Here is a 25,382-nt window from a genome sequence, read left to right as displayed (position 1 = left end):
TCCATGCTGGATAGGGGGAAGCTCCTCACCGCCGACGATGCGGCACCGACTGATCGCAGCATTGGCGGTGGCGTCGCCCACGTTTATGCGCCGGTGCGACTGTGGCATTGGGCTAACGCGGCGGCCATTCTGGTACTAAGTTTAACCGGCTACCTTATTGGGACCGGCACACCAGCGATGAAGGGAGAGGCAAGCGGCAATTTCCTGTTCGGCTATATCCGCTTTGCCCATTTCGCGGCGGGATATGTGGCCAGCGTTGGCTTTCTTCTGCGCATCTACTGGGCCTTGATGGGAAATGCGCATGCCATCCAGATCTTTTGCGTGCCGCTCTGGCGCGGGTGCTTCTGGCGGGAGGTGTATCAGGAGATACTCTGGTATGCGTTCCTTACAGGGGATCCTGACAGGCGCCCCGGGCACGATCGCCTTGCTCAGCTCGCAATGTTCTTGATGTTTACACAGACGATCACGTTCATGGTCGTCACTGGCTTTGCACTTTATGGGCAAGGTGCCGGTACTGACAGCTGGCAGTACAAGGTGTTCGGCTGGCTGTTTTCAATCTGGCCGAACAGTCAGGACGTCCACACCTTGCATCATCTCGGCCTGTGGGTCATCGTGATGTTTGCGCTGGTCCACATCTACGCGGTGATCCGGGAAGACATCATATCGCGGCGCAGCTTCTTTTCCAAAAAGATCGGCTGAGCGCGGGTTTGGCGATTGACCGGGAAGCGAATGCTCAATCCGAAAGACAAAAAACGAATCCTCGTGCTCGGCATCGGCAATATCCTGTGGGCCGATGAGGGCTTCGGCGTGCGAGTGGTCGAAGAGCTTCATAGCCGCTACGCCGTCGATAATAATGTCACCGTCCTCGATGGCGGCACCCAGGGACTCTACCTCGTCAGTTTTCTTGAACAGGCCGATTGCGTGGTCGTGTTCGATGCCATCGACTATCGATTGCCGCCCGGCCAGTTGGAGCTTGTACGAGATGACGAAGTGCCAAAGTTTACTGGTGCCAAGAAAGTGAGCCTGCATCAGACCGGTTTTCAGGAGGTCTTGAGCGCGGCCGATTTTCTTGGCCGCCGCCCGCGAGAGCTCGCTCTCATCGGCTGTCAGCCACTGGACCTGGAGACTTGGGGCGGTCCTCTGACCGCGCCGGTGCGCTTTCAGATTGGGCCTGCGATTGAACTGGCTTGTAAGCTCCTAGCGCAGTGGGGCTCGCCGGCAAAACCGCGGGGCGCGCCGCTGCCTGCATCAGAACGGCTGTTGGCGAACAATATTGACCATGCGAATTATGAGATGAGGGCGCAGCCCGTCTAGCGGCCTGAGACTGACAATGTGCCTTGGCTTGCCAATGACGATTGCCGAGACCGACGGTATCACGGCGCTGTGCGAGTATGGCAATGAACAGCGGCGCGTCTCGGTCATGCTGCTCGCCGATGTACCGGTCGGCGCCAAGGTGCTCGTTCATATCGACAGCGCAGTGCGGGTTTTGGACGACAATGAAGCAAGGCTGATCTCGGAAGCACTTGACGGGCTTGAGGCCAGCCTCAACGGCCAGGACATCGATCGCTTCTTTGCGGACTTGATCGGTCACGAGCCACAATTGCCGGAGCACTTACGCTAGCCGTTCCGCTCACTTGCGCCGACTGAAGGGATCTCACAATTCGAATTCCAATCGCACGTAACGTTTGCCTGGAAAATATCAGGCGTTTCGCCGTTGCTCCGAGCGCGAGTTGCGGCCAGAGCATTTGGCATGCGCCTTGCTAACCGCCTGCTAGCAGAAGCGAACAATATGAGAAAGGCGTCTGATGAAATTGCAGCCGGAGCAGCATGGTTCAGCGCGACCCCCTCCGTTCGACGTGGAGGGCGTCAGCGTCGATGCGCGCCTAGCCGTGCACGCTCAAGCGACGGTGACTGTGATGCCGCTGTCCGCGGCCGAACTCCGGATCATCCAGCTCGCGTTCTTCCTTCCTAAAGTTGTCAAGAAGTTTCGGCAAGGCACGCAAGGCGCAGTGGTGTCCCGCATCGTTAATGGCACACGAGTCGGCAGGCTCGGCCGACGTAGACCGTCGACGCCGAGCCTATGCGCTAGGCACGATGAACTCTGCCTGGTCGGCAAGAGATCGGGCCGTTTGCTCGCGATCAACCGCATCTCCGTACCGATCATTCGGGCACACGCCGCCAGCACTTGGGTCGGCAAGTGCATTGCCTCTCGGTACAGGCAGTGGAACATCGCATCATGAAAACGGCGATCCCCACTGTATCCGGCGGCGCTGAGCGGGCGACGAGCGACCTCGCCACTGGCCCTGCGAGTCTCGATGTATTCCATACCGGCCCCATGAGTGTGCTCGCCCGCCGCGCCTGGGGCGATGCGGACGAGCGTGGAAGGAACTATCCGAACGCCACCTTGCTGTTAGCAAACGCCGCTGCTGCCGTTCGCCGTCAGAGAAGCGGTGCTCGGACACAACTTTACGGGCTCGCAAATCTCAGCGATGGCGAACGCAAGTTGATTGACGAATTGCTCGGAGAAGGTGAGGTGGCCGGCGTGGTTGCGCTGCCAGATGGCTCTTTGGCGCAAATCCGGGAGTCAGTGCTCGCGGGAATCTGGCGCGTGCGCATCGGCGCGGAGCCTGCGCATGAATATGTTGAGGTCGGGTCGATTCCGCAGATTGTGCGGCGTGCCGCAACTGACTTGACGTCCGCCGATCTTGTGATCCGCACGCCGCCGAATGGCGCGATGAACGTTCAACCGGTGCTGGCCGAAATACGCGAGCGGGCGAGGGTCTGGCGATTAGGCATGCACGCCTATGTCATCAATCTGACGTCACTGCCAATGAGCATTATCGACTTGGCATTCCTACAGCAAAGCTTGGGCAATGGACCGGTCCAACTCATGTTGCACGGCTACAGCACCTGCCGAGTGCAGGCGACCGGGATCAGGAATGTCTGGTCCGTGCAGTTCTTCAATTCTACGGACGACATCATCCTTGATACGCTGGAGGTCGGCGGCGTGCCGATTGTTGCGTTGGCTGCTGATGAGGATTTCCAGGACTCAGCCGAGCGCATGCAGGAAATTATCGAGGCGTATTTCACATGAAGACGTCGGCGCATCGGGTGCGATCCCGCAGACGGCGCATGCGCATGGACTATAGCTTGCGCGGGACGATGGCGGAGTGTTGCGCATGAGCCTTGTTGCCCGCAACAAAATCGATGTACGCATATTGCTAGCTGCCGACGTAGTCGCCTCGGTCGAGATCCTGCCGCGAGTCCGGCCGCCGCTGGCGCGCGCGTTCGCCGGAAAGGAGCCCTCGACAGTGCTCAACGTGCTGCCGCGGCTTTTCGCGTTGTGTGTCGCTGCGCAGCAAACTGCATTATTGTCCGCCATCGAGACGGCCCGCGACGAAGTGATCACCCGCGCAACAAGGCAGCAGCGTATTGCACTTATCGTTACTGAGCGCATCGCGGATTTGGCACGGAGCCTTTTTGTCGGACATCTTACGTTAGATGTCGCCAGTGCGGCGGCAATCCGCTCCCTGATGTCGGAATTGTCAGCGTTTGTCCGCTCCGCACAGCCAACCTGGAGCTCCGCTCAACGCGAAGCGACCGCGCGGATTGTCGCTGCGCTGGCCGCGCTAGGTCTATATGAGGGGGAGGCGCTGAGGTCTGGTAGCCCGCTGGCGCTTCGCGTTACGGCGCTTAATGACGTCGACGTGAAGTCAATTCCGGCGGGGCACTCATTCTTGTCTGTTGCTGACGACCCCAACATCACGAAACGGTTGCTCGGGGATGACTCGACGTTCTGCTATTCTCCCGATGTTGACGGACATGTGCCCGAGACGGGTCCATGGGCGCGCCAGATCAGCCGGGATGGGGTCCCGCTGGGACCCTTCGGTGCGGCCGAGCGGCTGATGGCCAGACTTAATGAAATCCTGCGGCTATGTGCCTGGCTCAAGGCCGGCGCTCAGATTGGAGCCGCGGAGCATGGGATTATCGAAAGATATAAGCTAGGGCCGCGCCGTGCAGCGGCCGCGGTCGAATGCGCCAGGGGCCGTCTCTACCACGCGGTTGAACTCGATGCTCAGGGCAGAATATCCCGCTTCGAATTCCTTGCGCCGACGGAGTGGAATTTCCACCGGCGCGGACCGCTTGTTCGGAACCTGCAAGGCGCGGTGCTGACGGCTCGAAGACGCGAAGATGCAGTCCATGCGGTGATTGCATCGCTCGATCCGTGCGTCGCGTTCACCCTCAACCTTAGCGAAGTTCGCGATGCATGAAATGGCGATTTGTCTTGGCATCATTCAGATCGTCGAGGAGAAGGTACACGAGCGATCCTCTTCGCGGGTGCGGAGCATCTGTCTGGAGATGGGAGCGCTGAGTCATGCGGCGCCTGAAGCGATCAGGTTCTGCTTTGCTGCCGCTGCAACGCGGACCGTTGCCGAGGGCGCGGCTCTTAATATCGTCGAACTGCCCGGCGTTGCCTGGTGCATGAGCTGTTCGAAGAGCGTCGAAATTGCTCGGCGCGGTGAGTGCTGCCCTTGCTGCGGCAGCTATCACTTGCAGGTGACCGCGGGCGAACAGATGCGCGTGAAAGAGTTGGAGATCGATTGATGTGTACCATTTGCGGCTGCCACCAAGGGACGCCGTCCACAAAACGCGCCGAGGCGAATGATGCGGAGAGCCATGAGCGATCCCTTCAGGACGATCGCGATTGCCATTCTGCCCTTCCGCCGGGCGACCGACGGCCGCCGCAGTCAAACCACGCTGGTGATCGCTATAAGCGCTGTCCTCGCTCAGCCAATCACCAGGCGCATAACGCGCAGGCGCTTCCGAGCGGCGTCGATCCGCCTGATTTGAGGGGCTGTGGCATGACCAGAACGCGGCTCGTTGAGATTGAGCGCGATATCCTGGACAAGAATAATGGAATTGCGGCGAACAATCGCGGGCTCTTCGTAGCCGATGACCTGCTTGTATTTAATCTTTTGTCCAGCCCCGGTGCCGGTAAAACGACACTGCTCGTCCGCGCGGTGTCCGAGCTCAAGTGCAGCCGGTGGGTCGGGGTCATCGAAGGGGACCAGCAGACCTCGAACGATGCCAAACGTATTCAGGCCGCCGGCGTGCCAGCCGTTCAAATCAATACCGGCAAGAATTGTCATCTCGACGCTGCAATGATTGGCGACGCTTATCGCCGCCTGCCGCTGCTCTCGGGCGGTATTCTCTTCATCGAGAACGTGGGTAATCTGATCTGTCCCGCTGCCTTCGATCTTGGCGAAACCTGCAAGATCGTAGTGTTCTCGATTACTGAAGGTGAAGACAAGCCGCTCAAATATCCTGATGTGTTTGCCGCTTCGTCGCTCATGGTGATTAACAAGATTGATCTAGCGTCGCTGCTCGAATTCGACGTGGGCAAGGCCATCGAATACGCCAGACGGGTCAACCCAAAGATCGACGTGATTGTAGTTTCGGCTCGGACTGGCGAAGGCTTTGCCGCGCTCTACGCCTGGATCGATAGACAGGCGGGCCGTCAGAGGCGCGCCTTCGAGGACAAAGGGCGATGAGCGCCGCAGCCACCTGCGACCGAACACGGCTGCGCGTGGTCGTGAGTGGGGCAGTGCAAGGGGTCGGCTTTCGTCCTTACGTCTATGGACTTGCCGTTCGGTACGGATTGGCGGGGTTTGTCATCAATGGCCCTGAGGGCGTCATCATCGAGGTTGAGGGCCACCGTGCCTCGGAGTTTGTCGCCACGTTGCCGCTCGAGGCGCCTCCATTGGCACGTATAGTCGACATCTGCGTTCGCGAGACTACGGCGCTCGCGGCGAAGGGCTTTTCGATCGGGACGAGCGAAGCCGGCAAATTGTCAACGCAGATCGTCGCTGACGCCGCGGTCTGCCAGCAATGCCTCAAAGAGCTATTCGATCCAGAAAATCGGCATTACCTTTATCCCTTCATCAGTTGCTGCCATTGCGGTCCACGCTACACCATCGCCGAACGGCTTCCGTACGATCGCCGCAACACTGTGATGAGGGCTTTTAGTTTGTGCGCCGCGTGCGCGGCTGACTATGCCGATCCGGCAAGCCGCAGGTTTCACGCGGAGGCGATCGCGTGCCCAGCATGCGGTCCTCGGCTTAGCCATGGGATCAGCGATATTGTCGCGGCAATCGCGCGGGGGCAGATCGTGGCGATAAAGGGGCTGGGCGGATACCAGCTTCTTTGCGATGCGCGTAATCAGGACGCCGTGCAGCGTTTGCGCAGGAGAAAGCACCGCCTTCAGAAGCCGTTCGCGGTTTTGGTCGATTCCGTCGAGCGCGTCAGCGAGATCGCGGCGGCGAACGCGCCCGAGCTAGCGCTGCTAGAATCCGTAGCACGTCCGATCGTCCTCCTGCCATCACGCAACAATCTGGCGCCCGCCATAGCACCTGGTTTATCGCGAGTGGGTGTCATGCTGCCCGTACTGCCGCTGCATCACCTCATCTTCCATGCGCTTCGCTCGCCAGGTACACGTGCGGGGTCTAGCCCCGTCATCGTGGCCACCAGTGCCAATATTTGCGGCGAACCGCTGCTGATTGATAACGCGCAGGCATTGCGGCGGCTCAACGGAATCGCCGATCTTGTCGTGACCCATGATCGCGATATCTTGACGCGTGCTGATGATTCCGTGGTTTCGGTGGTGGCTGGCCGGCCGCAATTCCTTCGTCGTGCCCGTGGCTATGTTCCCGAGCCGATCCGCCTTGCGAGAGCCGTCCCGCCCGTGCTCGCTGTTGGCGGCGAACTGAAATCGACCGTCACCATCACCCGGGACAACCAAGCGTTCGTCTCTCAGCATATTGGCGATCTAAATACGGCCGAAGGCATCCGTGCGTTTGAGAGGACGATCCGACACCTAACATCGAGCCTTGACGTGGAACCTGTCGCTTTCGCCCATGATCTGCATCCCGATATGGCTTCTACCCGCTTTGCGCAAGAAAATGCTCGCGCGCTGATCGCGGTCCAGCATCACCACGCACACGCTGCCGCAGTGATCGCCGAGCATGGCCATGTGGGACCAGCGCTTGCCCTGGTGCTCGATGGCCATGGCTTCGGCTCCGACGGCGGTAACTGGGGTGGCGAACTATTGTTGTGCGAAGGGACGTGGTCCCGACGCATCGGGCACTTAGCGCCCATGCAGATGCCTGGTGGAGATCGTGCAGCCCGCGAGCCGTGGCGCATGGCGGGCGCAGTATTACACGGGCTCGGCAGGGGTAACGAAATCGGGCAGCGCTTTGCGGCGCAACGGCAAGCCGGGTGTGTGTCGGACTTGCTCGATCAGCCGGGCGGGACCACCACGACCAGTGCGGGACGGTTGTTCGACGCAGCAGCGGCGCTGCTGGGGATTGCGCATTTGCAGAGCTATGACGGCGAAGCAGCGATGAAGCTCGAAGCGCTGGTGCGGCGGGCAGCGATTCTCGAAGCCGGCTGGACGATCGATGGCGGCGTGCTGTCGCTTCGTCCGCTATTTTCGCGGTTGATTGCTGATGACATCGATGCCGCAGGCGGAGCTGGGCTGTTTCATGGCACTTTCGTCGCCGCCTGCGTCGACTGGGTCACGCGCGCCGCGCGGACAACCGGCGTCAATACCGTCGTTCTGAGCGGCGGCTGCTTCCTGAACGCGGTGCTGGCGGACGAGATCCCGCGCGGTTGCAGCGCTGCCGGTCTTTCACCGTTGGTGCCGCGGCGGCTGCCGCCCAGTGATGGCGGTTTGAGCCTTGGTCAAGCCTGGATTGCCGCTCTACAGATTGCTCAACAGTCGTCCGCCAGGGGAGGAACTGCCTGACATGTGTCTTTCGGTTCCGGCGAAGATCGCGAAAATTCTACCCGACGACATGGCTCTCGTGTCGATCGATGGCCTCAGCCTGGAGATATCGATTGCCCTCGTCGACGAGCTCGATGTCGGCGATTACGTCCTCGTCCATGTCGGCTACGCGCTCGCCAAGATCGATCCGACAGAAGCCAAACGCACGCTGGAGCTCCTGCAGGAGCTGGGCAGCGCCGCGCAGGAATGCCGGTCATGAAATATTCTGATGAATTTCGCGACAAGATCATCGCGCAGGGACTTGCGCGTGCGATTGACGCTGAGGTCAGTTCGCAAAGAGCCTATCGGTTCATGGAATTTTGCGGCGGACACACTCATGCGATCTCCCGCTATGGCCTCGAGGATCTGCTGCCCGCGAACGTCCGGATGATCCACGGCCCCGGTTGTCCCGTCTGCGTTCTGCCCGCAAGCCGAATCGACATGGCGATCCGGCTCGTCGACCGACCAGAGGTCACTCTCTGCGTCTACGGCGACTTGATGCGCGCGCCCGGGTCGCAAGGACAGTCCCTGTTGCGAGCCAAAGCGCTGGGCGCTGACATTCGGATGGTCTACTCGACGCTCGAAGCTATCCGGCTCGCCGAACAGATGCCGGGCCGCGAGGTGGTCTTCTTTGCCATCGGATTTGAGACCACGACACCCCCAACGGCGAACATGATCCGGATTGCCGAGAGCAAGCGGATGGAGGGGCTGAGCGTGTTCTGCAATCACGTGCTTACACCCTCTGCGATGCACAGCATTCTCGAGAACCCGAAGATCCGCAACACCGGCGGCGTCCCAATTGACGGCTTCATCGGGCCTGCACATGTCAGCACCATTATCGGTACGCAGCCTTACGAGCCGCTGGCAGAACAGTTCGAGAAGCCGATCGTGGTTGCGGGATTTGAACCCCTCGACGTGCTGCAAGCTATATTGATGCTGGTGCGGCAAGTGAATCAACACCGCTATGAGGTAGAAAACCAATACAGCCGTGCAGTGACACGCGAAGGCAATCGGCGCGCCAAGGGCGAGGTGTCGCAGGTATTCGAACTGCGTGATCAGTTTGAATGGCGGGGGCTTGGACTCGTACCCAACAGCGGACTGAAGCTGAAGCGGTCGTATGCAAAATTCGACGCCGAGACGCGTTTTGTGATCCACGACATGCCTGTCGCAGACAATCCGGCGTGCGAGTGCTGTGCGATCCTGCGTGGCGCCAAACGGCCGGTCGATTGCAAGTTGTTTGGAACCATCTGCACTCCGGAAACGGCCATAGGGGCCTGCATGGTGTCATCAGAAGGGGCTTGCGCGGCGTACTGGACCTATGGCCGAGTTCGCGATGAACGGGTGAGGCAGAGGTCATGAGCGTGAAAGCCTATCCACGCAAGCTCGACGTAAAGAACGGGCGCGTTGAACTTTCCCACGGATCTGGGGGCCGTGCCATGGCACAGCTGATCTCCGACCTTTTTCACCAAGCCTTCGGTAATGAATGGCTCGCCCGCTGCAATGATCAGTCGGCGTTTGACGTTTCGGCAGGCAGAATGGTGATGACGACCGACGGCTATGTGGTTACACCACTGTTCTTTCCCGGCGGTAATATCGGGTCATTGGCTGTGCACGGCACGATTAATGATGTGGCGATGTCCGGTGCGCGTCCCCTCTATCTGTCAGCCAGCTTTATCATCGAGGAGGGTTTCCGGTTTTCGGATCTGAGGACGATCGCGGATTCGATGGGCGCGGCAGCACGCGGGGCCGGCGTTTACATCATTGCCGGGGACACCAAGGTCGTCGAGCGCGGCAAGGCAGACGGTCTGTTCATCTCCGTGGCCGGGATCGGGCTTGTGGCCGATGGGCTGGATCTGTCCGCCGACAAGGTAAGGGTCGGGGATCGTGTGCTGGTGTCCGGAAGCCTCGGCGACCATGGGGTGGCGATCATGTCAAAACGTCAGAACGTCGCTTTTCAGACCGAAATCGTCTCGGACTCAGCAGCGTTGCATAATCTCGTAGCGGTCATGATTGCCGCCGGCGGTGGCGGCATCCGGGTGATGCGCGACCCCACGCGCGGCGGGCTAGCTGCGGCTCTCAATGAGATTGCACATCAATCCGACCTTGGGTTCCATCTGCAGGAATCAACCATTCCTGTGAAGCCTGCGGTTGCGGCTACTTGCGAGCTGCTTGGACTCGAGCCGATCCATGTCGCCAACGAGGGCAAGCTGGTTGCGATCGTCGCGCCTGATTCGGCCGATGCCGTGCTTGCTGCCATGAAAGCGCACCCGCTCGCGACCGATGCAGCTGATATTGGTGAGGCGGTGGCTGACGATCACAAGTTTGTGCAGATGACCACCGGTTTCGGCGGTCGACGCGTCGTCGACTGGCTGTGGGGCGAACAATTGCCTCGGATCTGTTGAACAGGGTACGCAGTGTCGATTTTCTGGAAGCCATCAGTGGTCATTGGCCATCAACTCCTGGAGCGCTATCGCTTGATAGGCAATCCTGCCAAACACGCGAAACGCCATCTTTACTGCTTTCGAACTTCGGCAGGCTGTGATTTCGGTCGTTAGCTTCTCTGCGAGCCGAGACCGCAATTCGGAACTATTTATCGCCTATCGCTCAGTGTCGACGGTTAAGCTCAGCGAGCAAGGTCACACGATCCGCTCGGCACCCGTGGGTTTGAAATCCTGCGAAGCCTGTCAAATATCGCTGAATTCCTGCGCCATTTCGGTCGGTTGCGTCGCGATATCGCTGCTCGCTTCCGATAAGAAAGGCCGCGTCAGGCAGGGAGTTATCAAATGAAGGTCGGAGTCCCAAAAGAAATCAAGGCGCACGAATATCGCGTGGGCCTTACTCCTGGAGCTGCCCGCGAATACGTGGCAGCGGGCCACAGCGTGATGATCGAGACCGATGCGGGCGCTGGCATTGGTGCAACCGATGACGATTATCGCAATGCTGGCGCAACGATTCTAACTTCCGCCGTTGAGGTATTCGCCTTGACCGAGATGATCGTAAAGGTCAAGGAGCCTCAGCCGTCCGAATGGTCTCAGCTGCGTGAGAATCACATCCTCTTCACTTATCTGCATCTGGCTCCCGACCTGGACCAGGCTACCGGCCTCCTGGAATCAGGATGCACTGCGACGCCTATGAGACTGTAACTGATGCGCATGGTGGTCTTCCACTGCTGGCGCCGATGAGCGAGGTCGCGGGTAGGCTTGCGATCGAAGCGGCGGGTAGCGCCCTAAAGCGGAGTACAGGCGGACGAGGGCTGCTGATCGGTGGGGTGCCCGGTGTTCAGCCTGCCCGAATCGTGGTGATCGGAGGTGGCGTCGTCGGTACGCACGCGGCACGCATGGCGGTCGGTCTGGGCGCAGAAGTGACCATCATCGATCGTTCGATAATCCGGCTCCGCGAGCTGGACGAGCTATTCGAAGGACGCGTTCGCACCAGATTTTCAACTCGAGTCTGTAGAGGAAGAGGTATTTGCGGCGGATGTGGTGATTGGTGCCGTGCTCGTTCCAGGTGCGAGCGCGCCGAAGCTGGTCCGCCGGAGCATGCTGAGCTCGATGCGCAAGAGGGCGGTACTCGTGGACGTCGCTATCGATCAGGGCGGCTGCTTTGAGACATCACACCCAACCACTCACGCGGATCAAACTTACGAAGTAGATGGCATCATTCATTATTGTGTGGCCAATATGCCCGGCGCCGTTCCGCTGACCTCGAGTCAAGCACTGAATAACGCAACTCTGCCGTTTGGTTTGGCTCTGGCCAACAAGGGTTTTTCCGCCGTGCTCGAAAATCCCCATTTGCGCGCAGGCCTCAACGTCCATCGGGGCCGGCTAACTTACAAAGCGGTGGCCGAAAGCCTCGGGCTGCCCTTCTCACCGATCGAACAGGCTGCGGCCTGATCCCAAAGGCCCTCATGGGCGTTTCCTCCGTGACTAAGCCACCCTTTGGGGTGGCTTTTTTTTCGGCTACACCCATCGACTGACGCCGCCGGCATCTATTTTGAGCGCGGAGCGTAGGTAGGATCACCAAACGAACACCTGGCTTCAGTCGCCCGCACGTGGGGGAGACAGTGTACTTTTGCGGCGGATGTGAATGCCGGTTCTGCCCGCAATACGGGGCAACTGAAAATGCGTTCCGCGGGCCCTGAGAGGGACGCGCATCACGGGTGTGACTGTATCTGGAGCGACCGCCGTGACCTTCTGACTGGCTGTGGCGAGGCAGACTGGTGAGGACCTGCCGGTTGCTGCCCGTGATGCTGTCGCGTAAGCCGCGGCTGTCCCGGTGAGTGGAATTAACAAGATGCGCTCTGGTTTGGACCCGCGGAGAACTTCGTGATGCCGCGCGACGCATCGATCTTAGCCGCGGCACGAAGGCGTTGGGGAGGATCTCAGATCGTCCCCCCTGAGTCTGGAGAAGGTGGTTCACCTGATCTGACTGCTGTGAATCAACCATGCGCAAATCAAAGCATCGAGATCAAGCCGCCACGCCCCTTGTAGGATTTGCGACAGCGTGTCGAGGCGGCGATTTGCGTTATCGAAATTACTCCAGACGAATCAAGTTCAAACTGTCTGGCACAAGACTTGATAGCAAGAAACTGTCCCGCACCTTTTGCTTATGGAATCGCAGTGATGGCTTACAAGATAATCGCATCCCAGTGCACCGTCTGCGGTGCGTGTGAGTTCGAGTGTCCCAATGCTGCGATCAGCCTGAAGAACGACATATATGTGATCAATCCGTCCCAGTGTACCCAATGTGAAGGGCATTTTGACGCGCCACAATGCGCGGTCGTTTGCCCGGTGCCCGATACCTGCGTGCCGGCAAAGGTAGGGTAGCCGACGAGAGGAGCTCCCGCACGAACATAATGAACACGCTCTCGACACCGCCGCCTTTCCTAACCGTCTCCTGTTTTTCTCACTTGCTAGCCGCGAGCTCGTGGTGACTCACGCGAGCCGCTCGCAGAGCTTGCGGCGGAACGAGCGCACCGCCCCGAGACCCCGGCAAAGGGACAGGAGTGAGCTTTAGTTTTTCTAAATTTTTCTGGCAAAATTTCATCACGACTAAATACAACTGTCAATCGGATTGCTAGAATGCGCCAGCTTTTCACTCTGACTGAAGGCACGGGACTCGATACCCGAGGCTGAGATGACGCATGGGAGAGCGACATGGATGGTCGCGGCGATACCAACGGCACCAAGGACGCTTCCACGATCGAAGCCGACGATGCGGTCGACCAGCGCCTGGGTGAAACCGTGCGGCTGCTGCGGCAGCGCGCCGGCCTTTCGATCCAGGACGTCGCCAACAAGACCGGCCTGTCGACCGGCATGATCAGCCAGCTCGAACGCGCACGCGCGATGCCCTCGATCCGCACGCTGCGCCTGCTCTCAATCGCGCTCGACGTTCCCATCTCCTATTTCTTCGAGAGCAGCGATCCTGCCGAAGCGCCGCGCTACACCGTGCGCAAGAACGCCAGGCGGCTGCTGCGGCTCACCGCCAGCGGCGTCGTCAAGGAAGCGCTGACCCCGGAAGGCAAAGGCCAGCTCGAGCTCTACGAGCTCACGCTCAACCCCGGCGCCTCCTCCGGCACCGACTTCCTGCAGCACACCGGCGAGAAGGCGGGCTACATCCTCTCGGGCAGCCTGCGGCTGTGGCTCGACAACCAGGCCCATGTGCTGGAAGCCGGCGACAGCTTTCGTTTTCCGAGCATCGTGCCGCACATGTTCGACAACCCGACCCAGCAGGTGGCGCGCGTGATCTGGGTGACGACGCTGCGCCAGACCGACTCGCCGGCGGGTTGAGGCGCGCCAAGGGGTGTTCCGTATCCCGTTGAGTTTCCGGCGTGACTACAATGAACTTCCTGCGGGCCGCACTGAACGCCCGACGCAAGGCGCGCGGCGAGCAGGAATTCTACACCCGCGAATTTCTGAAATGAGAAGGTTGGCTTAACTTCGCCCAGGACATGCTCAAGCGCGGCTTCAATGTCGGCTTCTTCGGTCGCGAGAAGAAGCGCAACGAAGTTTTGCAGATGGCGCTGTTCGAGCCGAGCCTGTGCGGCCTGGACGAGATCGATGCTGGCCTCGACATCGACGCGCTGCGTATCGTCGCCAACGCAATCAACGGCTTGCGTTCGCCGGGTCGACGGCTCGCAAGGAATGCGTCCATCTGAACGCCGACTTCTGCGAGATCAATTGCGATTTCTAAGTCATGACGGGTCACAAACTGTACAGTCCGACTGGGGTCGGGGTACTTTACGGCAAGTCTGAGCACTGGCCTCGATGTCGCCCTTCAACCGGAAGATGATTCGCGAGGTTGCGTTCCAGTGTCATTTACGGCGATCCGCCACACCAGGTCAAAGCGGGTACGCCGCCGATCGTCGAAGCCCATCGGTTTAGGCGCCGCTGTCGATTACATCAATTCAATAGGCAAGGTGCAGAACCACACGCACGAGAAAATACTGCTCGGTTACCCGGAGGAGTCTCAGGCCATCAACTTCGTGCGCATGATCGGGACTCCGGCCGAGAAGGGCCGATCATTTCGTTTGAAGTGAAGGGAACACATGCGCATGATATTACCGCCATGCTCGACCGCGCCGGTGTAGCCGTTCGGACGGGGGCGCACTGTGCGATGCCGCTGCTCAAGTGTTTCAGCCTGCTGGCGACGTGCCGTGTGTCCCTTGGACTTAAAAATACACCGCGACTGCAGTGCTCTGCGATTGAAGGCGGAAGTCGGCCGCAAGCGGGCTGGCCGACATCACCTGCTGCGATGATGATGACGTGCACGATCCCATGCTGCAGAGCTCAACGCGAGCTGCGTCGCCTCGTTTACGCTCGCCAGGTCACGCGAGCAGTTGCCACGGCCTGATAAGGGCACGCACGGGCACATCGATCTCTTCGCAGCATCTGTAGGTTTCAGTAAGTATAGAAGCATTGGCAAGCCTGTCAGAACTGGGAAGGAATTTCAGGCAGAGCCCGCCTTGTTCCATTTCGAACGGGGCCACACCAAGAGTTCTCTGCGAAAGCGGGATGTCGGATTCGCAACAACGCCCGTGTCACCGCACGAGGCGCGCTAAGTAGCTTTGATTGTTACGGTCTTGGTGCTCACGAGACGCTGGCATGCTGGTTGCAAAAGTCTTGGTCAAGAAGCCGCCCTCGCAACAGCTAACCTTGAAGGACATCAGATGAGCCTCGCCACGACCCAGAGCATCGCAGAAATCAGGGCTCGCAACAAAGAGCTGATCGAGGAGGTGCTGAAGGTCTATCCGGAGAAAACCGCGAAACGGCGTGCCAAGCACCTCAATGTTCACCAGGCCGGAAAGTCAGACTGCGGCGTGAAGTCCAACATCAAATCCATACCTGGCGTGATGACGATCAGAGGCTGCGCCTATGCAGGCTCAAAGGGGGTGGTCTGGGGACCAATCAAGGACATGGTTCATATCAGCCATGGCCCCGTCGGCTGCGGTCAGTATTCGTGGGGTTCGCGTCGCAACTATTACGTTGGCACCACAGGTATCGATAGCTTCGTGACCCTGCAGTTCACCTCCGACTTCCAGGAAAAGGACATCGTATTCGGCGGCGACAAAAAACTGGTCAAAATTCTTGATGAAATCCAAGAGCTGTTTCCACTCAACAACGGCATCACGATCCAATCGGAATGCCCGATCGGATTGATCGGTGACGATATCGAAGCCGTCTCACGAGCGAAATCCAAGGAATATGGCGGCAAGACCATCGTGCCGGTCCGTTGTGAGGGCTTCCGGGGCGTGTCGCAGTCACTGGGCCATCACATTGCGAACGATGCGGTGCGAGATTGGATTTTCGGGCATCTCGAGGGCGATGGCAAACCCAAGTTCGAGCCGACGCCGTACGATGTTGCGATTATCGGAGACTACAATATCGGGGGCGACGCCTGGTCATCACGAATTCTGCTGGAGGAGATGGGCCTGCGGGTAATCGCGCAGTGGTCCGGCGATGGCTCACTGGCTGAGCTCGAAGCAACGCCGAAGGCAAAGCTCAACATTCTGCATTGCTACCGTTCGATGAACTATATCTCACGCCACATGGAAGAGAAGTTCGGTATCCCGTGGTGCGAGTACAATTTCTTCGGACCATCAAAGATCGCAGAGTCCTTGCGCAAGATTGCGGGTTATTTCGACGACAAGATCAAGGAAGGGGCCGAGCGGGTAATCGAGAAGTATCAGCCGCTCGTGAACGCGGTGATCGCAAAATATCGGCCTCGCTTGGAGGGCAAGACGGTGATGCTGTACGTCGGCGGGCTCCGTCCGCGTCATGTGATTGGCGCATATGAGGACCTGGGGATGGAAGTCATTGGCACCGGATACGAGTTCGGTCACAACGATGACTATCAGCGGACAGCTCAGCACTACGTGAAGGACAGCACGCTTATCTACGATGACGTCAATGGCTACGAGTTCGAGCGCTTCGTCGAAAAGCTCCAGCCTGACCTTGTCGGGTCAGGTATCAAGGAAAAGTACGTTTTTCAAAAGATGGGTGTGCCGTTCCGGCAGATGCACTCTTGGGACTATTCGGGTCCATATCACGGCTATGACGGATTCGCGATCTTTGCGCGCGACATGGACATGGCTATCAACTCGCCGATTTGGAAGAAAACGAAGGCCCCCTGGAAGGAAGCTTCGAGGGCCAAGCTCCAGGCTGCGGAATAAAGCAACTCATCTCGCTTGGGAAAGCCGGGCGATACCAATCTCGACGATAGTGAAGGATTTCACCAATGGCGCAGAGTGCCGAGCACGTGATCGATCATGTCGAACTGTTCCGCGGTCCAGAATACCAGCAGATGCTGGCCAAGAAGAAGATATTCGAGAACCCTCGCGATCCCGCCGAGGTCGAACGTATCAAGGAATGGACGAAAACCGCCGAATATCGCGAAAAAAACTTCGCGCGGGAGGCGCTAGCGGTAAATCCAGCCAAGGCGTGCCAGCCGCTTGGCGCCGTATTCGCCTCTGTTGGCTTTGAGCGCACGTTGCCCTTCGTCCACGGCTCGCAAGGCTGTGTGGCCTATTACCGCAGTCATTTGTCGCGGCACTTCAAGGAGCCTAGCTCCTGTGTCTCTTCGTCAATGACGGAAGACGCTGCCGTATTCGGCGGTCTGAACAACATGACCGACGGGCTGGCGAACAGCTACAACATGTACAAGCCCAAGATGATTGCGGTTTCCACAACCTGCATGGCCGAGGTGATCGGCGATGACCTCAACGCCTTCATCAAGACTTCGAAAGAAAAAGGCTCGGTTCCGGCGGATTTCGACGTGCCGTTCGCCCACACGCCGGCGTTCGTCGGCAGCCACGTCACCGGCTATGACAATGCGCTCAAGGGCATTCTGGAGCATTTTTGGGACGGCAAGGCCGGAACAGCGCCGAAGCTTGAGCGCAAACCGAATGGGGCGATCAACATCATTGGCGGATTCGATGGCTATACCGTTGGGAACCTTCGCGAGATCAAGCGCATCTTGGAGTTGATGGGCATCCAGCATACGGTTCTCGCCGACAATTCTGAAGTGTTCGATACTCCGACCGACGGCGAATTCCGGATGTATGATGGTGGTACGACGCTGGAGGATGCGGCGAACGCGATTCATGCCAAGGCGACTATCTCCATGCAACAGTGGTGCACGGAAAAGACGCTGGCATTCGTGGCGGAGCATGGCCAGGACGTCGTATCCTTCAACTACCCGGTGGGCTTATCTGCAACGGATGACTTCATCGTCGCGCTGTCACGCCTCAGCGGCAAGGAGATTCCCGAGCAACTTGCGCGAGAACGTGGCCGCCTGGTGGACGCCATCGCCGACTCCAGCACGCATGTTCATGGCAAGAAGTTCGCGATCTATGGCGATCCGGATCTTTGCTATGGGTTGGCTGCGTTTCTGCTCGAACTTGGCGCCGAACCGACCCATGTGCTGTCTACCAACGGCAACAAGGCATGGCAGGAAAAAATGCAGGCGCTGCTTGCAAGCTCGCCATTTGGACAGGGCTGCCAAGCCTATCCCGGCCGAGACCTCTGGCACATGCGCTCACTTCTGTTTACTGAGCCCGTCGATTTTCTGATTGGCAACACCTACGGGAAGTACCTGGAGCGTGATACCGGAACGCCACTGATCCGCATCGGCTTTCCGATTTTTGATCGGCATCACCATCACCGCTCCCCCCTATGGGGCTATCAGGGCGGCCTGAATGTGCTGGTGAAGATCCTGGACAAGATCTTCGACGAGATCGACAAAAACACCAACGTTCTTGGCAAAACGGACTACAGCTTCGACATCATTCGCTGATGAGCGACTGCGCGTGCCATCGCCCAGGCAATGGGCGATGGCACGAGCACATGGTCATTGAGTTTGCAATTTGTTCGCCCTGAGAGGAAACAGGATGAGTTCACTAGCGGCCACGGTCCAGATTATCTTCGACGAGCCAGGCTGCGCCAAGAATGGCAGTAAGTCAGAGGCTGAACGCAGGAACGGCTGCACCAAACAGCTGCAGCCGGGTAGTGCTGCCGGCGGCTGTGCTTTCGATGGCGCCAAGGTTGCGTTGCAGCCGTTCACCGACGTGGCTCACTTGGTACATGGTCCGATCGCGTGCGAGGGCAATTCCTGGGACAATCGGGGTGCGGTGTCGTCCGGCTCGGATCTGTGGCGCACCGCATTCACAACCGATTTGAGCGAAACCGATATTGTATTCGGAGGCGAGAAGCGGCTTTGCAAAGCGATCAAGGAGATCATCGACAAGTACGATCCGTGCGCCATCTTCGTTTATCAAACCTGCATCCCAGCGATGATCGGCGACGACATCAACGCAGTCTGCAAGGCGGCATCTCGAAGATTTCTAAAGCCGGTGATCCCGATCAATTCTCCGGGCTTCGTCGGTTCGAAGAATCTCGGCAACAAGCTGGCCGGCGAGGCCTTGCTTGACTATGTGATCGGTACACGAGAACCGGACTACACCACCCCGTACGACATCAATCTCATCGGAGAATACAACCTTTCGGGCGAGCTCTGGCAAGTGAAGCCATTACTAGACGAGCTTGGAGTACGAATTCTCTGCTGCATCTCAGGCGACGGCAAATATCGCGAAGTCGCTTCATCTCATCGCGCACGGGCGGCTATGTTGGTGTGCTCAAAGTCCATGATCAACGTCGCACGCAAAATGGAGCAACGCTACGGGATTCCATTCTTCGAGGGTTCTTTCTACGGTATTCAAGATTCGAGCGAATCGCTACGGCAGATTGCCCGCTTATTGGTTGAACGCGGCGCCCCGACAGATCTGCTCGGGCGCACCGAAGCGTTGATCGCGCGCGAGGAAGCGTGGGCCTGGGGTGCGATCGAGCCGTATAAGCCACGGTTCGGAGGCAAAAAGGCCTTGTTAATGACCGGGGGCGTCAAGTCATGGTCGGTCGTTGCGGCACTCCAGGAAGCCGGGCTTGAGTTAGTCGGCACCAGCGTAAAGAAATCGACCAAGGAAGATAAGGAGCGCATTAAGGAGCTCATGGGGCATGATGCCAATATGATCGAGAATATGACGCCGCGCGAAATGTACGAGATGCTGAAGGGCGCAAAAGCGGACATCATGCTATCGGGCGGCAAGTCGCAGTTCGTCGCGCTGAAAGCGGCGGTGCCTTGGCTCGATATCAACCAGGAGCGTTGCCACGCCTATATGGGCTATGTCGGAATGGTCAAGCTGGTGGAGGAGATCGATAAGTCGCTCTCCAGTCCGATGTGGGAGCAGCTACGTCGACCTGCGCCATGGGAGGCGTTGGCCAAGGCGATGGAGCAGATGCAATCGCCCGCGACCGCGCTCGCCGACCCGGCGCTCGCCGAAAAGTCGCGCCGCGCCAGGAAGATCTGCATCTGCAACAGGGTCGATCTGGGCACGATCGAGGATGCAATCTACGCGCATCGCCTGAGGAGCGTCGAAGCGGTCAGGGAGCATACCAATGCGGTCGGTGGCTGCTGTCAAAGACGTATCGACGAGATCTTGGTGTCCGAGCCATCTGCCATGCGACAGGCCGCAGAATAGGGAGGCGTCATGGCCATCGTCACGACGCCGACAAAAGCCTGCGCTGTCAACCCGCTGAAGATGAGCCAGCCGATCGGCGGCGCATTCGCCTTCATGGGGCTGGGCGGGGCGATGCCGCTTCTGCACGGCTCCCAGGGGTGCACATCCTTCGGGCTCACGCTCTTTGTCCGGCATTTCAAAGAGGCTGTACCGCTGCGGACCACCGCGATGAGTGAGGTCACGACTGTACTGGGTGGTTATGAGAATCTCGAGCAGGCGATACTGAACATCTACAAGCGAGCTAAGCCAAAGATCATCGGAATCTGCTCGACTGGCGTCACCGAGACCAACGGCGACGATGTGGATGCCTACCTCAAGCTGATCCGGAGCAAGCATCCGCAACTCGCAAAGTTGCCGCTCGTTTACGTCTCGACACCTGATTTCAAGGGTGCGTTCCAGGACGGCTGGGAGAAGGCTGTCGCGCGCATTGTGGAGGTGCTGGTGGATGGGCCAAATGCCAGTCGCCTGAGGGATCCATCGAGGGTGAATGTTCTGCCGGGATGTCACCTCACGCCCGGCGATCTTGATGAACTCCGTGTCATACTGGAGGATTTCGGGTTGTCTCCGTCCTTCCTCCCTGACCTGGCGGGATCGCTCGATGGGCATATCCCCGATGAGTTTACGCCAACGACCGTCGGCGGCATCGACGTCGGCGAAATTGCGAATATGGGCCGCGCCGGGTGGACGATTGCAATCGGCGCGCAGATGCGGCGAGCTGCAGAGGTCATGCAGGCAAAGACCGGCGTGCCTTTTCGTGTCTTCGAGCGGCTGTGTGGCCTTTGTCCGAATGATGAGTTCATGACGTTTTTGAGCGAGATCAGCGGCCGCCCGATACCCTTGAAATATCGACGCCAGCGCAGTCAGCTCGCAGATGCTATGCTGGATGCGCACTTCCATATTGGCGGTCGCAAACTTGCAATCGGTGCCGAGCCAGATCTTCTGCTCGATTTGTCCGGCATGCTGAGCGACATGGGCACGCAGGTGACCGTTGCCGTGACGACGACTCAGTCGGAGGTGATCGAGCGGATCAAGACCAATGAAGTGATCATTGGCGATCTCGCAGATCTGGAAGACCTTGCCAAAGAGAGGCATTGTGACCTGCTGATCACGCATTCGCATGGAAGGCAAGCGGCGGCGCGGCTGAAGGTGCCGTTCTATCGCGCAGGTTTTCCGATATTCGATCGACTTGGCGCGGGACACCAGCTATCGGTAGGCTACCGTGGTACGCGGAATGTGATCTTCGAAATCGCGAATCTCGTGATTGCGCATCGCGACGAGAACGATCAGCCTACGCCCGATAAGTGGCGGACTGGGCGCGTACTGCCACGATGCGCGGGCCATCGCAGCTCCACCGTCGCGACTGAGAGGTCGGTTGCATGAAAGTTGCGTTTGCCACTCAGGACCTGAGACGCGTCGATGCTCATTTTGGTTGGGCAAAGAATATCGCAATCTACGATGTCGCTCCTGGCGGGCACGTGTTTGTTAAAGCGATCGAGTTTGATGGCGATCTTAAGGAAGACGGCAGCGATGATAAGTTGGCGCCAAAGATCGAGGCTATCAAGGATTGCGCAATCCTTTACGTCGCTGCCATTGGTGGTGCAGCGGCTGCGCGAGTGGTGGCCAACAAAATCCATCCTATCAAGGTGAGCAAACCGGAAAACATTCTAGTGCTCCTAGAAAAACTCGAGCGGGTGCTGAAGGGCACACCACCTCCCTGGCTGCGCAAGGTCATGGCAAAGGACCAGGGGAGAACGTTCGAGTTTGATGAATGAGGTGATATGACCGAAAAAATAGAGCAGCAGGCCAGCCCGGTCGACGCGCCATTCCTCATCGATTTGGTCAAGATTTGGCGTGCTCAGGATACTAACGGAGCCTGGGAAGGGAAGAGCGATCGTGATCTGCTCGAACCCTATATCCTGAACATGGAGAAGCGGCGCGCATTGCCGATTATTGGTGATCCCGATGCCAAGACACTGTGGCGGCTTGAGCTGTTCTTCAATGCAGTTGCGCTGTCAGTAGAGAGGGAGACCGGCGTTATGATTCAGCCGATTCTGAAGCTGCATCATGAAGGCTTCGGGCGCATAGTGCTCATCGCAGGGCGGTTGGTCGCCGTAAACAAGCAGCTGCGCGACGTGCATCGCTTCGGTTTCGACAGTTTCGTCAAGCTGGCTCAGGAGGGGGATAAATATGTCACGGATGGAGTTGACCTGATTCGGAAATTCCCCGACGTGGCGAACTATTGAGGATGCACACTCATGAGCGATCGTGAAACACTGAAGGCCGAACTTAGGAAAGTGTCTGCCAAGGCGATACAGGCCAAGATGGATCTGCACGACCTTTCGGAAGAACTGCCCATCAACTGGACCTCGATCATGGTGGTCGCGCAGAAGGCGTACGATGCTTATGCCGAACTTGAGCGCAAGAGCCTCGCCTTAAAGGCGCTGGAGAATACCTAGAGGGGCAATGCATGTCGTTTCAAACACGAGACGGACGCGACTGGACGCCACAATACTTGATCACGATCGATGCAAAGAAATGCATCGGCTGTGGCCGCTGTTTCAAGGTGTGCGGTCGAGATGTCATGACCTTGAAAGGAATCAACGAGGAAGGCGAACTTATCGAGCTCGACAATGACGACGACGAGGAGATCGAGAAGAAGATCATGGTCCTGGACGATCAGGGTGCCTGCATCGGCTGCGGTGCGTGCGCCAGGGTTTGCCCGGCCGACTGCCAGACCCACGTTTCAGCTGCAGCCGAAACTGCATGAGCGAAGGCAGCTCTCCGCGGCCTTTAAGAGCAGCAGGTCCGGCTCGGTTTAAAGGAGAGCATCTTCAGGAACAGCTGGGCTGCAACGATATCACGTTTGTGGTAGGTCTTCAGGTGCTCATCCGCGTCGAGAACGCGGGCGATATCTTCCTGGAACATCAAATGCGAGAGGACGGCGATCATCCGTTGGTCTTGTCACGTCCTGCCAGGAGAGGCATGGAGCCCGTCTAGCGGAAATGGGTGTTGTTCACGTGGGCCGCAACCATTTAGTGCTTGATCCTAACCAGCACCCCGAAGTGTGGACGAGGAACGAGAACGACAAGTGGAAGCGGGTCGAAAGGCCCACGAGGTAGTCGTCCGTTCTTTTCGCAGGCACGGTGTCAACCCCGATAGTAAACGTGATCCACTGCCGGGTTCATGGTTCTTTCCGCGGTCGTCTCCACAGGGAGCCGCCGCATGATCGCGTTCAAGAGGTCTGCATCTCGACGTGAAGCGTGCGGCGTGTAAAGCCCGCAGGCACGACTTCAAGATGGCCAACACCTTCGTCCCGGCAGGGACGCTTGTTCCGCCGAAGGCGCATCTGGCGCGTTTAAGACTGCCTCATGCGGCGCGCATCTCTGGCCGGAACTCAGTGCCATCGGCGGTCAGGAAGAGACGCCAAAGAGTCTTTAGCTAGGCGCGCAGGATGCCCAACTGCCGGTGCCCGAGCGTGGCGAGCAATTTGCGGCGTTGCATTCGCAGGTTGTGTGGCTCGATCCTGCCCGCTCGAAACAAGCTCGTGGACGTGCGGCGCGCCGGCCGTTCTCGCTGGACAGCGGCGGATGTCGATCCAGTCCCAATCGACGTTGCCGGCGAGCTGAACCGCGCGTGCTTCATATTGACGATCTGGTCCAGCCTGGCCCGGAACAGATTGCCCGATCCCCGTCGTCCTGTGCTTCTTCGGCCGCATCGCCACCTCCGATGCGACGGAATTATGGCTGTCGATTCGAGGGAATCCAGAAAATGAAATTCCAAGACTCCTATGCCCGATGCACCAAGACCGTGCCCTCGCATATCAGTCCACAACGATGAGATGCGGTTCTAGCTCATTTGCTTTAGCCGCTCTTCACTGACGAGGAGTTAGCTTCCTCTCACAAGAGCCGGCGACAGATGCTCAACCTCGGCGCGTCAGCTCGTGGTCAGCTAGACATCTTACCATCCTCGGTAGAGCTCGAGCAACGCGAGCTCTGACCCCCAAACCGTACCGACAGGAGAGCGATCCGATGTATGGCCGAATTGTTGGCTCATCTAGCCAATCCACAAGCGCTACCCAGGCTGATGAAGCAAGGCATTCAGATGACGAGGGCTTTGCGGAAAGGCTTGCAGGCATGGCGCCCGATGCTGGCCCAAGTTCGTCTCAGGCAGCGACACGGCCGTACTCTGTAACTTCCCAACCTCCGATCAAAGAGATCGACAGTGATAAGTTCGGGGAAGAAGTGGAGGCCTTCTATGGCGACGACATCAAGTACATTGCCGAGCGTCCACTGGAGTACTCGGATTTCATATCCACAAAAGCTGAGCGCGCGGCAAACATTGCTAGAACCTATGGTCACACCGACGAAGATACCGACCAGGCGCGATATTACGCCTATCGCTTGGGTGACAAAACTGTCGGGCTTCTGAGGACAGAAGGCGGACTTCGGGTAGGAGGAAGGCGATTCAGCGCCCAGTTTCCCGGTCGCAACGCGGTCACATCCCAAGTAGATCTTCGGGTTACTCATCCGCTCGTTGAGAACGCTGGCGATATTCTACTTGAACATCAGCTTCGGCAAGACGGCGAACAAGCATTGATAATGTCAAAACCTGCGTTCCCAGGCATCGAGTCCCGTCTGGCTCAGATGGGCTTTGTTCCTGTGAGTGATAAGAATCACTGGGTACTTGATCCTCACCAGCATCCCGACAAGTGGACGCATAACGACGAAGGTAAATGGCAACGTGTAGGCAAACCTGAAGGATATCTTGCCGCCGAGAGTAGTGGTGCTCAGGCAAACATCGAGCGAGCTTCGAGTGAAGCAAGTGATGAGACAGAGTCGTCAGGCGATGACACGTCTTGGTACTTCGAGCGCCTCAATCTAGGCCCGGGGTCGGCTGCCGAATAGTTGCTGTTTACGAGGTCGGGCCTGAAAGCGGTGGCTACTCGTGGTCATTGAGTATGTTGCTGCAGGAATGGCTCGCCACTTCAACACGCGCTTGCGTCAGGCGGCGTGATCGCGCCCAGAGTGCTGCCCGATCAGCTCTGGGCCGCTCGCCGCCAACGCGGCTTAGCCCTCAGCTGCCTGCGCTGGCGCTGCGCAGCCCGGTGCTCCCCCACCGCGGTTGGCTAGGGCGGCGGTCTACCGACCAATCCTGCTTGAGTGGGGCATCTTGATACAGTGGGCGACATCGTCAATGCACCAAAGCAGAGCCCGTAAGAGCGGCGACGGCGCTCAAAGAGAGCCATGAAGTGATCATGAATCCGATTGAGAATAAGCAACCTGGAAATGATATGGTCTCTCTGCGGGACGGTCAAACTTGGCCGCGAGCCTGGTCAAGAACCGCGAAACCCTGCTGGCCTTCTACGACTTCCCTGCCGAGCATTGCGATCAACTGCGAACGACGAATGAGATAGACTAGGGTCTGTACCTAATTAGCGAACTCTGATTCCCTGGCAGCGGGTTGATTCCACGCGGGGGACTTCGATGCGCA

23 protein-coding genes and 3 pseudogenes are annotated in these 25,382 nt (G+C 58.5%); 25 read left to right on the top strand and 1 reads right to left on the bottom strand.

Going from position 1 to position 25,382, the window contains the following annotated elements; genetic code table 11:
* Window positions 1-3 precede the first annotated feature (3 nt).
* The 24 genes and pseudogenes from cybH to fdxB all read left to right on the top strand — a co-directional run bounded on the left by cybH (window position 4) and on the right by fdxB (window position 22,659).
* Window positions 4-699, top strand: coding sequence for a Ni/Fe-hydrogenase, b-type cytochrome subunit (gene cybH / locus ACM43_RS12735; RefSeq protein ID WP_271540363.1), 696 nt, complete (start codon window positions 4-6; stop codon window positions 697-699).
* 30 nt (window positions 700-729) lie between these two features.
* The gene (locus ACM43_RS12730) at window positions 730-1,314 is read left to right on the top strand and encodes a HyaD/HybD family hydrogenase maturation endopeptidase (RefSeq protein ID WP_036031270.1); all 585 of its coding nucleotides are present in this window, start codon (window positions 730-732) and stop codon (window positions 1,312-1,314) included.
* Between the two features lie 16 nt (window positions 1,315-1,330).
* Window positions 1,331-1,621: a HypC/HybG/HupF family hydrogenase formation chaperone gene (locus ACM43_RS12725; RefSeq protein ID WP_036031272.1), complete on the top strand. Its 291-nt coding sequence runs from the start codon at window positions 1,331-1,333 to the stop codon at window positions 1,619-1,621.
* Window positions 1,622-2,236: 615 nt separating this feature from the next.
* Window positions 2,237-3,094, top strand: coding sequence for a hydrogenase expression/formation protein (locus ACM43_RS12720; RefSeq protein ID WP_271540362.1), 858 nt, complete (start codon window positions 2,237-2,239; stop codon window positions 3,092-3,094).
* 85 nt (window positions 3,095-3,179) lie between these two features.
* Window positions 3,180-4,271, top strand: a complete 1,092-nt coding sequence (locus tag ACM43_RS12715) for a hypothetical protein (RefSeq protein ID WP_158626802.1) — start codon at window positions 3,180-3,182, stop codon at window positions 4,269-4,271.
* Window positions 4,264-4,605: a hydrogenase maturation nickel metallochaperone HypA gene (hypA, locus tag ACM43_RS12710; protein WP_036031281.1), complete on the top strand. Its 342-nt coding sequence runs from the start codon at window positions 4,264-4,266 to the stop codon at window positions 4,603-4,605. The genes ACM43_RS12715 and hypA overlap by 8 nt, the downstream gene beginning before the upstream one ends.
* Window positions 4,605-5,552: a hydrogenase nickel incorporation protein HypB gene (gene hypB, locus ACM43_RS12705; RefSeq protein WP_050996257.1), complete on the top strand. Its 948-nt coding sequence runs from the start codon at window positions 4,605-4,607 to the stop codon at window positions 5,550-5,552. Before hypA ends, hypB begins: the two co-directional genes overlap by 1 nt.
* On the top strand, window positions 5,549-7,804 hold the full coding sequence (gene hypF, locus ACM43_RS12700; protein ID WP_036031286.1) for a carbamoyltransferase HypF: 2,256 nt from the start codon (window positions 5,549-5,551) through the stop codon (window positions 7,802-7,804). Before hypB ends, hypF begins: the two co-directional genes overlap by 4 nt.
* A 1-nt stretch (window position 7,805) precedes the next feature.
* The gene (locus tag ACM43_RS12695) at window positions 7,806-8,042 is read left to right on the top strand and encodes a HypC/HybG/HupF family hydrogenase formation chaperone (RefSeq protein WP_074448267.1); all 237 of its coding nucleotides are present in this window, start codon (window positions 7,806-7,808) and stop codon (window positions 8,040-8,042) included.
* Complete coding sequence (hypD, locus tag ACM43_RS12690) at window positions 8,039-9,181, top strand: hydrogenase formation protein HypD (protein ID WP_271540361.1); 1,143 nt, start codon at window positions 8,039-8,041, stop codon at window positions 9,179-9,181. The genes ACM43_RS12695 and hypD overlap by 4 nt, the downstream gene beginning before the upstream one ends.
* Window positions 9,178-10,224 (top strand): hydrogenase expression/formation protein HypE, encoded by a 1,047-nt coding sequence (gene hypE / locus ACM43_RS12685; RefSeq protein ID WP_036031295.1) that lies wholly within the window; start codon window positions 9,178-9,180, stop codon window positions 10,222-10,224. Before hypD ends, hypE begins: the two co-directional genes overlap by 4 nt.
* Before the next feature lie 381 nt (window positions 10,225-10,605).
* A pseudogene (ald, locus tag ACM43_RS12680) lies at window positions 10,606-11,715 on the top strand (alanine dehydrogenase).
* A 729-nt stretch (window positions 11,716-12,444) separates the two neighbouring features.
* Window positions 12,445-12,648 carry a 4Fe-4S binding protein gene (locus ACM43_RS12675; protein ID WP_036014930.1) on the top strand — a complete coding sequence of 68 codons (204 nt, stop codon included), beginning with the start codon at window positions 12,445-12,447 and terminating at the stop codon, window positions 12,646-12,648.
* Between the two features lie 330 nt (window positions 12,649-12,978).
* Window positions 12,979-13,611 carry a cupin domain-containing protein gene (locus ACM43_RS12670; RefSeq protein ID WP_225134524.1) on the top strand — a complete coding sequence of 211 codons (633 nt, stop codon included), beginning with the start codon at window positions 12,979-12,981 and terminating at the stop codon, window positions 13,609-13,611.
* Between the two features lie 32 nt (window positions 13,612-13,643).
* Window positions 13,644-13,958, top strand: a pseudogene (sufC, locus tag ACM43_RS12665) (Fe-S cluster assembly ATPase SufC); the annotation flags it as partial.
* 59 nt (window positions 13,959-14,017) lie between these two features.
* A pseudogene (locus ACM43_RS38925) lies at window positions 14,018-14,674 on the top strand (aminotransferase class V-fold PLP-dependent enzyme).
* Between the two features lie 316 nt (window positions 14,675-14,990).
* Window positions 14,991-16,493 (top strand): nitrogenase molybdenum-iron protein alpha chain, encoded by a 1,503-nt coding sequence (gene nifD, locus ACM43_RS12660; RefSeq protein ID WP_036032034.1) that lies wholly within the window; start codon window positions 14,991-14,993, stop codon window positions 16,491-16,493.
* A 65-nt stretch (window positions 16,494-16,558) separates the two neighbouring features.
* Window positions 16,559-18,115 (top strand): nitrogenase molybdenum-iron protein subunit beta, encoded by a 1,557-nt coding sequence (gene nifK, locus ACM43_RS12655; protein ID WP_036032032.1) that lies wholly within the window; start codon window positions 16,559-16,561, stop codon window positions 18,113-18,115.
* 94 nt (window positions 18,116-18,209) lie between these two features.
* Window positions 18,210-19,853 carry a nitrogenase iron-molybdenum cofactor biosynthesis protein NifE gene (nifE, locus tag ACM43_RS12650; protein ID WP_271540360.1) on the top strand — a complete coding sequence of 548 codons (1,644 nt, stop codon included), beginning with the start codon at window positions 18,210-18,212 and terminating at the stop codon, window positions 19,851-19,853.
* Between the two features lie 9 nt (window positions 19,854-19,862).
* Window positions 19,863-21,272 carry a nitrogenase iron-molybdenum cofactor biosynthesis protein NifN gene (nifN, locus tag ACM43_RS12645; RefSeq protein WP_036032028.1) on the top strand — a complete coding sequence of 470 codons (1,410 nt, stop codon included), beginning with the start codon at window positions 19,863-19,865 and terminating at the stop codon, window positions 21,270-21,272.
* Window positions 21,269-21,664, top strand: coding sequence for a nitrogen fixation protein NifX (gene nifX / locus ACM43_RS12640; protein ID WP_036014919.1), 396 nt, complete (start codon window positions 21,269-21,271; stop codon window positions 21,662-21,664). Before nifN ends, nifX begins: the two co-directional genes overlap by 4 nt.
* 6 nt (window positions 21,665-21,670) lie before the next feature.
* The gene (locus ACM43_RS12635; RefSeq protein ID WP_036032024.1) at window positions 21,671-22,135 is read left to right on the top strand and encodes a NifX-associated nitrogen fixation protein; all 465 of its coding nucleotides are present in this window, start codon (window positions 21,671-21,673) and stop codon (window positions 22,133-22,135) included.
* A gap of 12 nt (window positions 22,136-22,147) precedes the next feature.
* Entirely contained in the window at window positions 22,148-22,348 is a 201-nt protein-coding gene (locus ACM43_RS12630) for a CCE_0567 family metalloprotein (RefSeq protein WP_036014914.1), read from the top strand.
* A gap of 11 nt (window positions 22,349-22,359) precedes the next feature.
* Window positions 22,360-22,659 carry a ferredoxin III, nif-specific gene (gene fdxB / locus ACM43_RS12625; RefSeq protein WP_124163606.1) on the top strand — a complete coding sequence of 100 codons (300 nt, stop codon included), beginning with the start codon at window positions 22,360-22,362 and terminating at the stop codon, window positions 22,657-22,659.
* A gap of 23 nt (window positions 22,660-22,682) precedes the next feature.
* Here the strand turns inward: fdxB and ACM43_RS12620 are convergent, their stop codons facing one another.
* Window positions 22,683-22,841 (bottom strand): hypothetical protein, encoded by a 159-nt coding sequence (locus ACM43_RS12620; RefSeq protein WP_157786094.1) that lies wholly within the window; start codon window positions 22,839-22,841, stop codon window positions 22,683-22,685.
* Window positions 22,842-23,920: 1,079 nt separating this feature from the next.
* On the opposite strand from ACM43_RS12620, the gene ACM43_RS12610 reads away from it, so the two are divergent.
* The gene (locus ACM43_RS12610) at window positions 23,921-24,796 is read left to right on the top strand and encodes a host specificity protein (protein ID WP_271540359.1); all 876 of its coding nucleotides are present in this window, start codon (window positions 23,921-23,923) and stop codon (window positions 24,794-24,796) included.
* The last annotated feature ends 586 nt before the right edge of the window (window positions 24,797-25,382 follow it).

It is taken from the genome of Bradyrhizobium sp. CCBAU 45321 (genome assembly GCF_028128975.1).
In the GTDB taxonomy this organism is placed as follows: Bacteria; Pseudomonadota; Alphaproteobacteria; order Rhizobiales; family Xanthobacteraceae; genus Bradyrhizobium; species Bradyrhizobium yuanmingense.
Note: the sequence above shows the minus strand (reverse complement) of the source record. Positions and strands in the feature narration are given on the sequence as shown.

What these genes read in the sequence shown, in the direction of transcription:
- cybH (WP_271540363.1), top strand. Translation starts at nt 4, where the DNA reads ATGCTGGATAGGGGGAAGCTCCTCACCGCCGACGATGCGGCACCGACT.
- ACM43_RS12730 (WP_036031270.1), top strand. Translation starts at nt 730, where the DNA reads ATGCTCAATCCGAAAGACAAAAAACGAATCCTCGTGCTCGGCATCGGC.
- ACM43_RS12725 (WP_036031272.1), top strand. Translation starts at nt 1,331, where the DNA reads ATGTGCCTTGGCTTGCCAATGACGATTGCCGAGACCGACGGTATCACG.
- ACM43_RS12720 (WP_271540362.1), top strand. Translation starts at nt 2,237, where the DNA reads ATGAAAACGGCGATCCCCACTGTATCCGGCGGCGCTGAGCGGGCGACG.
- ACM43_RS12715 (WP_158626802.1), top strand. Translation starts at nt 3,180, where the DNA reads ATGAGCCTTGTTGCCCGCAACAAAATCGATGTACGCATATTGCTAGCT.
- hypA (WP_036031281.1), top strand. Translation starts at nt 4,264, where the DNA reads ATGCATGAAATGGCGATTTGTCTTGGCATCATTCAGATCGTCGAGGAG.
- hypB (WP_050996257.1), top strand. Translation starts at nt 4,605, where the DNA reads ATGTGTACCATTTGCGGCTGCCACCAAGGGACGCCGTCCACAAAACGC.
- hypF (WP_036031286.1), top strand. Translation starts at nt 5,549, where the DNA reads ATGAGCGCCGCAGCCACCTGCGACCGAACACGGCTGCGCGTGGTCGTG.
- ACM43_RS12695 (WP_074448267.1), top strand. Translation starts at nt 7,806, where the DNA reads ATGTGTCTTTCGGTTCCGGCGAAGATCGCGAAAATTCTACCCGACGAC.
- hypD (WP_271540361.1), top strand. Translation starts at nt 8,039, where the DNA reads ATGAAATATTCTGATGAATTTCGCGACAAGATCATCGCGCAGGGACTT.
- hypE (WP_036031295.1), top strand. Translation starts at nt 9,178, where the DNA reads ATGAGCGTGAAAGCCTATCCACGCAAGCTCGACGTAAAGAACGGGCGC.
- ACM43_RS12675 (WP_036014930.1), top strand. Translation starts at nt 12,445, where the DNA reads ATGGCTTACAAGATAATCGCATCCCAGTGCACCGTCTGCGGTGCGTGT.
- ACM43_RS12670 (WP_225134524.1), top strand. Translation starts at nt 12,979, where the DNA reads ATGGATGGTCGCGGCGATACCAACGGCACCAAGGACGCTTCCACGATC.
- nifD (WP_036032034.1), top strand. Translation starts at nt 14,991, where the DNA reads ATGAGCCTCGCCACGACCCAGAGCATCGCAGAAATCAGGGCTCGCAAC.
- nifK (WP_036032032.1), top strand. Translation starts at nt 16,559, where the DNA reads ATGGCGCAGAGTGCCGAGCACGTGATCGATCATGTCGAACTGTTCCGC.
- nifE (WP_271540360.1), top strand. Translation starts at nt 18,210, where the DNA reads ATGAGTTCACTAGCGGCCACGGTCCAGATTATCTTCGACGAGCCAGGC.
- nifN (WP_036032028.1), top strand. Translation starts at nt 19,863, where the DNA reads ATGGCCATCGTCACGACGCCGACAAAAGCCTGCGCTGTCAACCCGCTG.
- nifX (WP_036014919.1), top strand. Translation starts at nt 21,269, where the DNA reads ATGAAAGTTGCGTTTGCCACTCAGGACCTGAGACGCGTCGATGCTCAT.
- ACM43_RS12635 (WP_036032024.1), top strand. Translation starts at nt 21,671, where the DNA reads ATGACCGAAAAAATAGAGCAGCAGGCCAGCCCGGTCGACGCGCCATTC.
- ACM43_RS12630 (WP_036014914.1), top strand. Translation starts at nt 22,148, where the DNA reads ATGAGCGATCGTGAAACACTGAAGGCCGAACTTAGGAAAGTGTCTGCC.
- fdxB (WP_124163606.1), top strand. Translation starts at nt 22,360, where the DNA reads ATGTCGTTTCAAACACGAGACGGACGCGACTGGACGCCACAATACTTG.
- ACM43_RS12620 (WP_157786094.1), bottom strand. Translation starts at nt 22,841, where the DNA reads ATGATCGCCGTCCTCTCGCATTTGATGTTCCAGGAAGATATCGCCCGC.
- ACM43_RS12610 (WP_271540359.1), top strand. Translation starts at nt 23,921, where the DNA reads ATGTATGGCCGAATTGTTGGCTCATCTAGCCAATCCACAAGCGCTACC.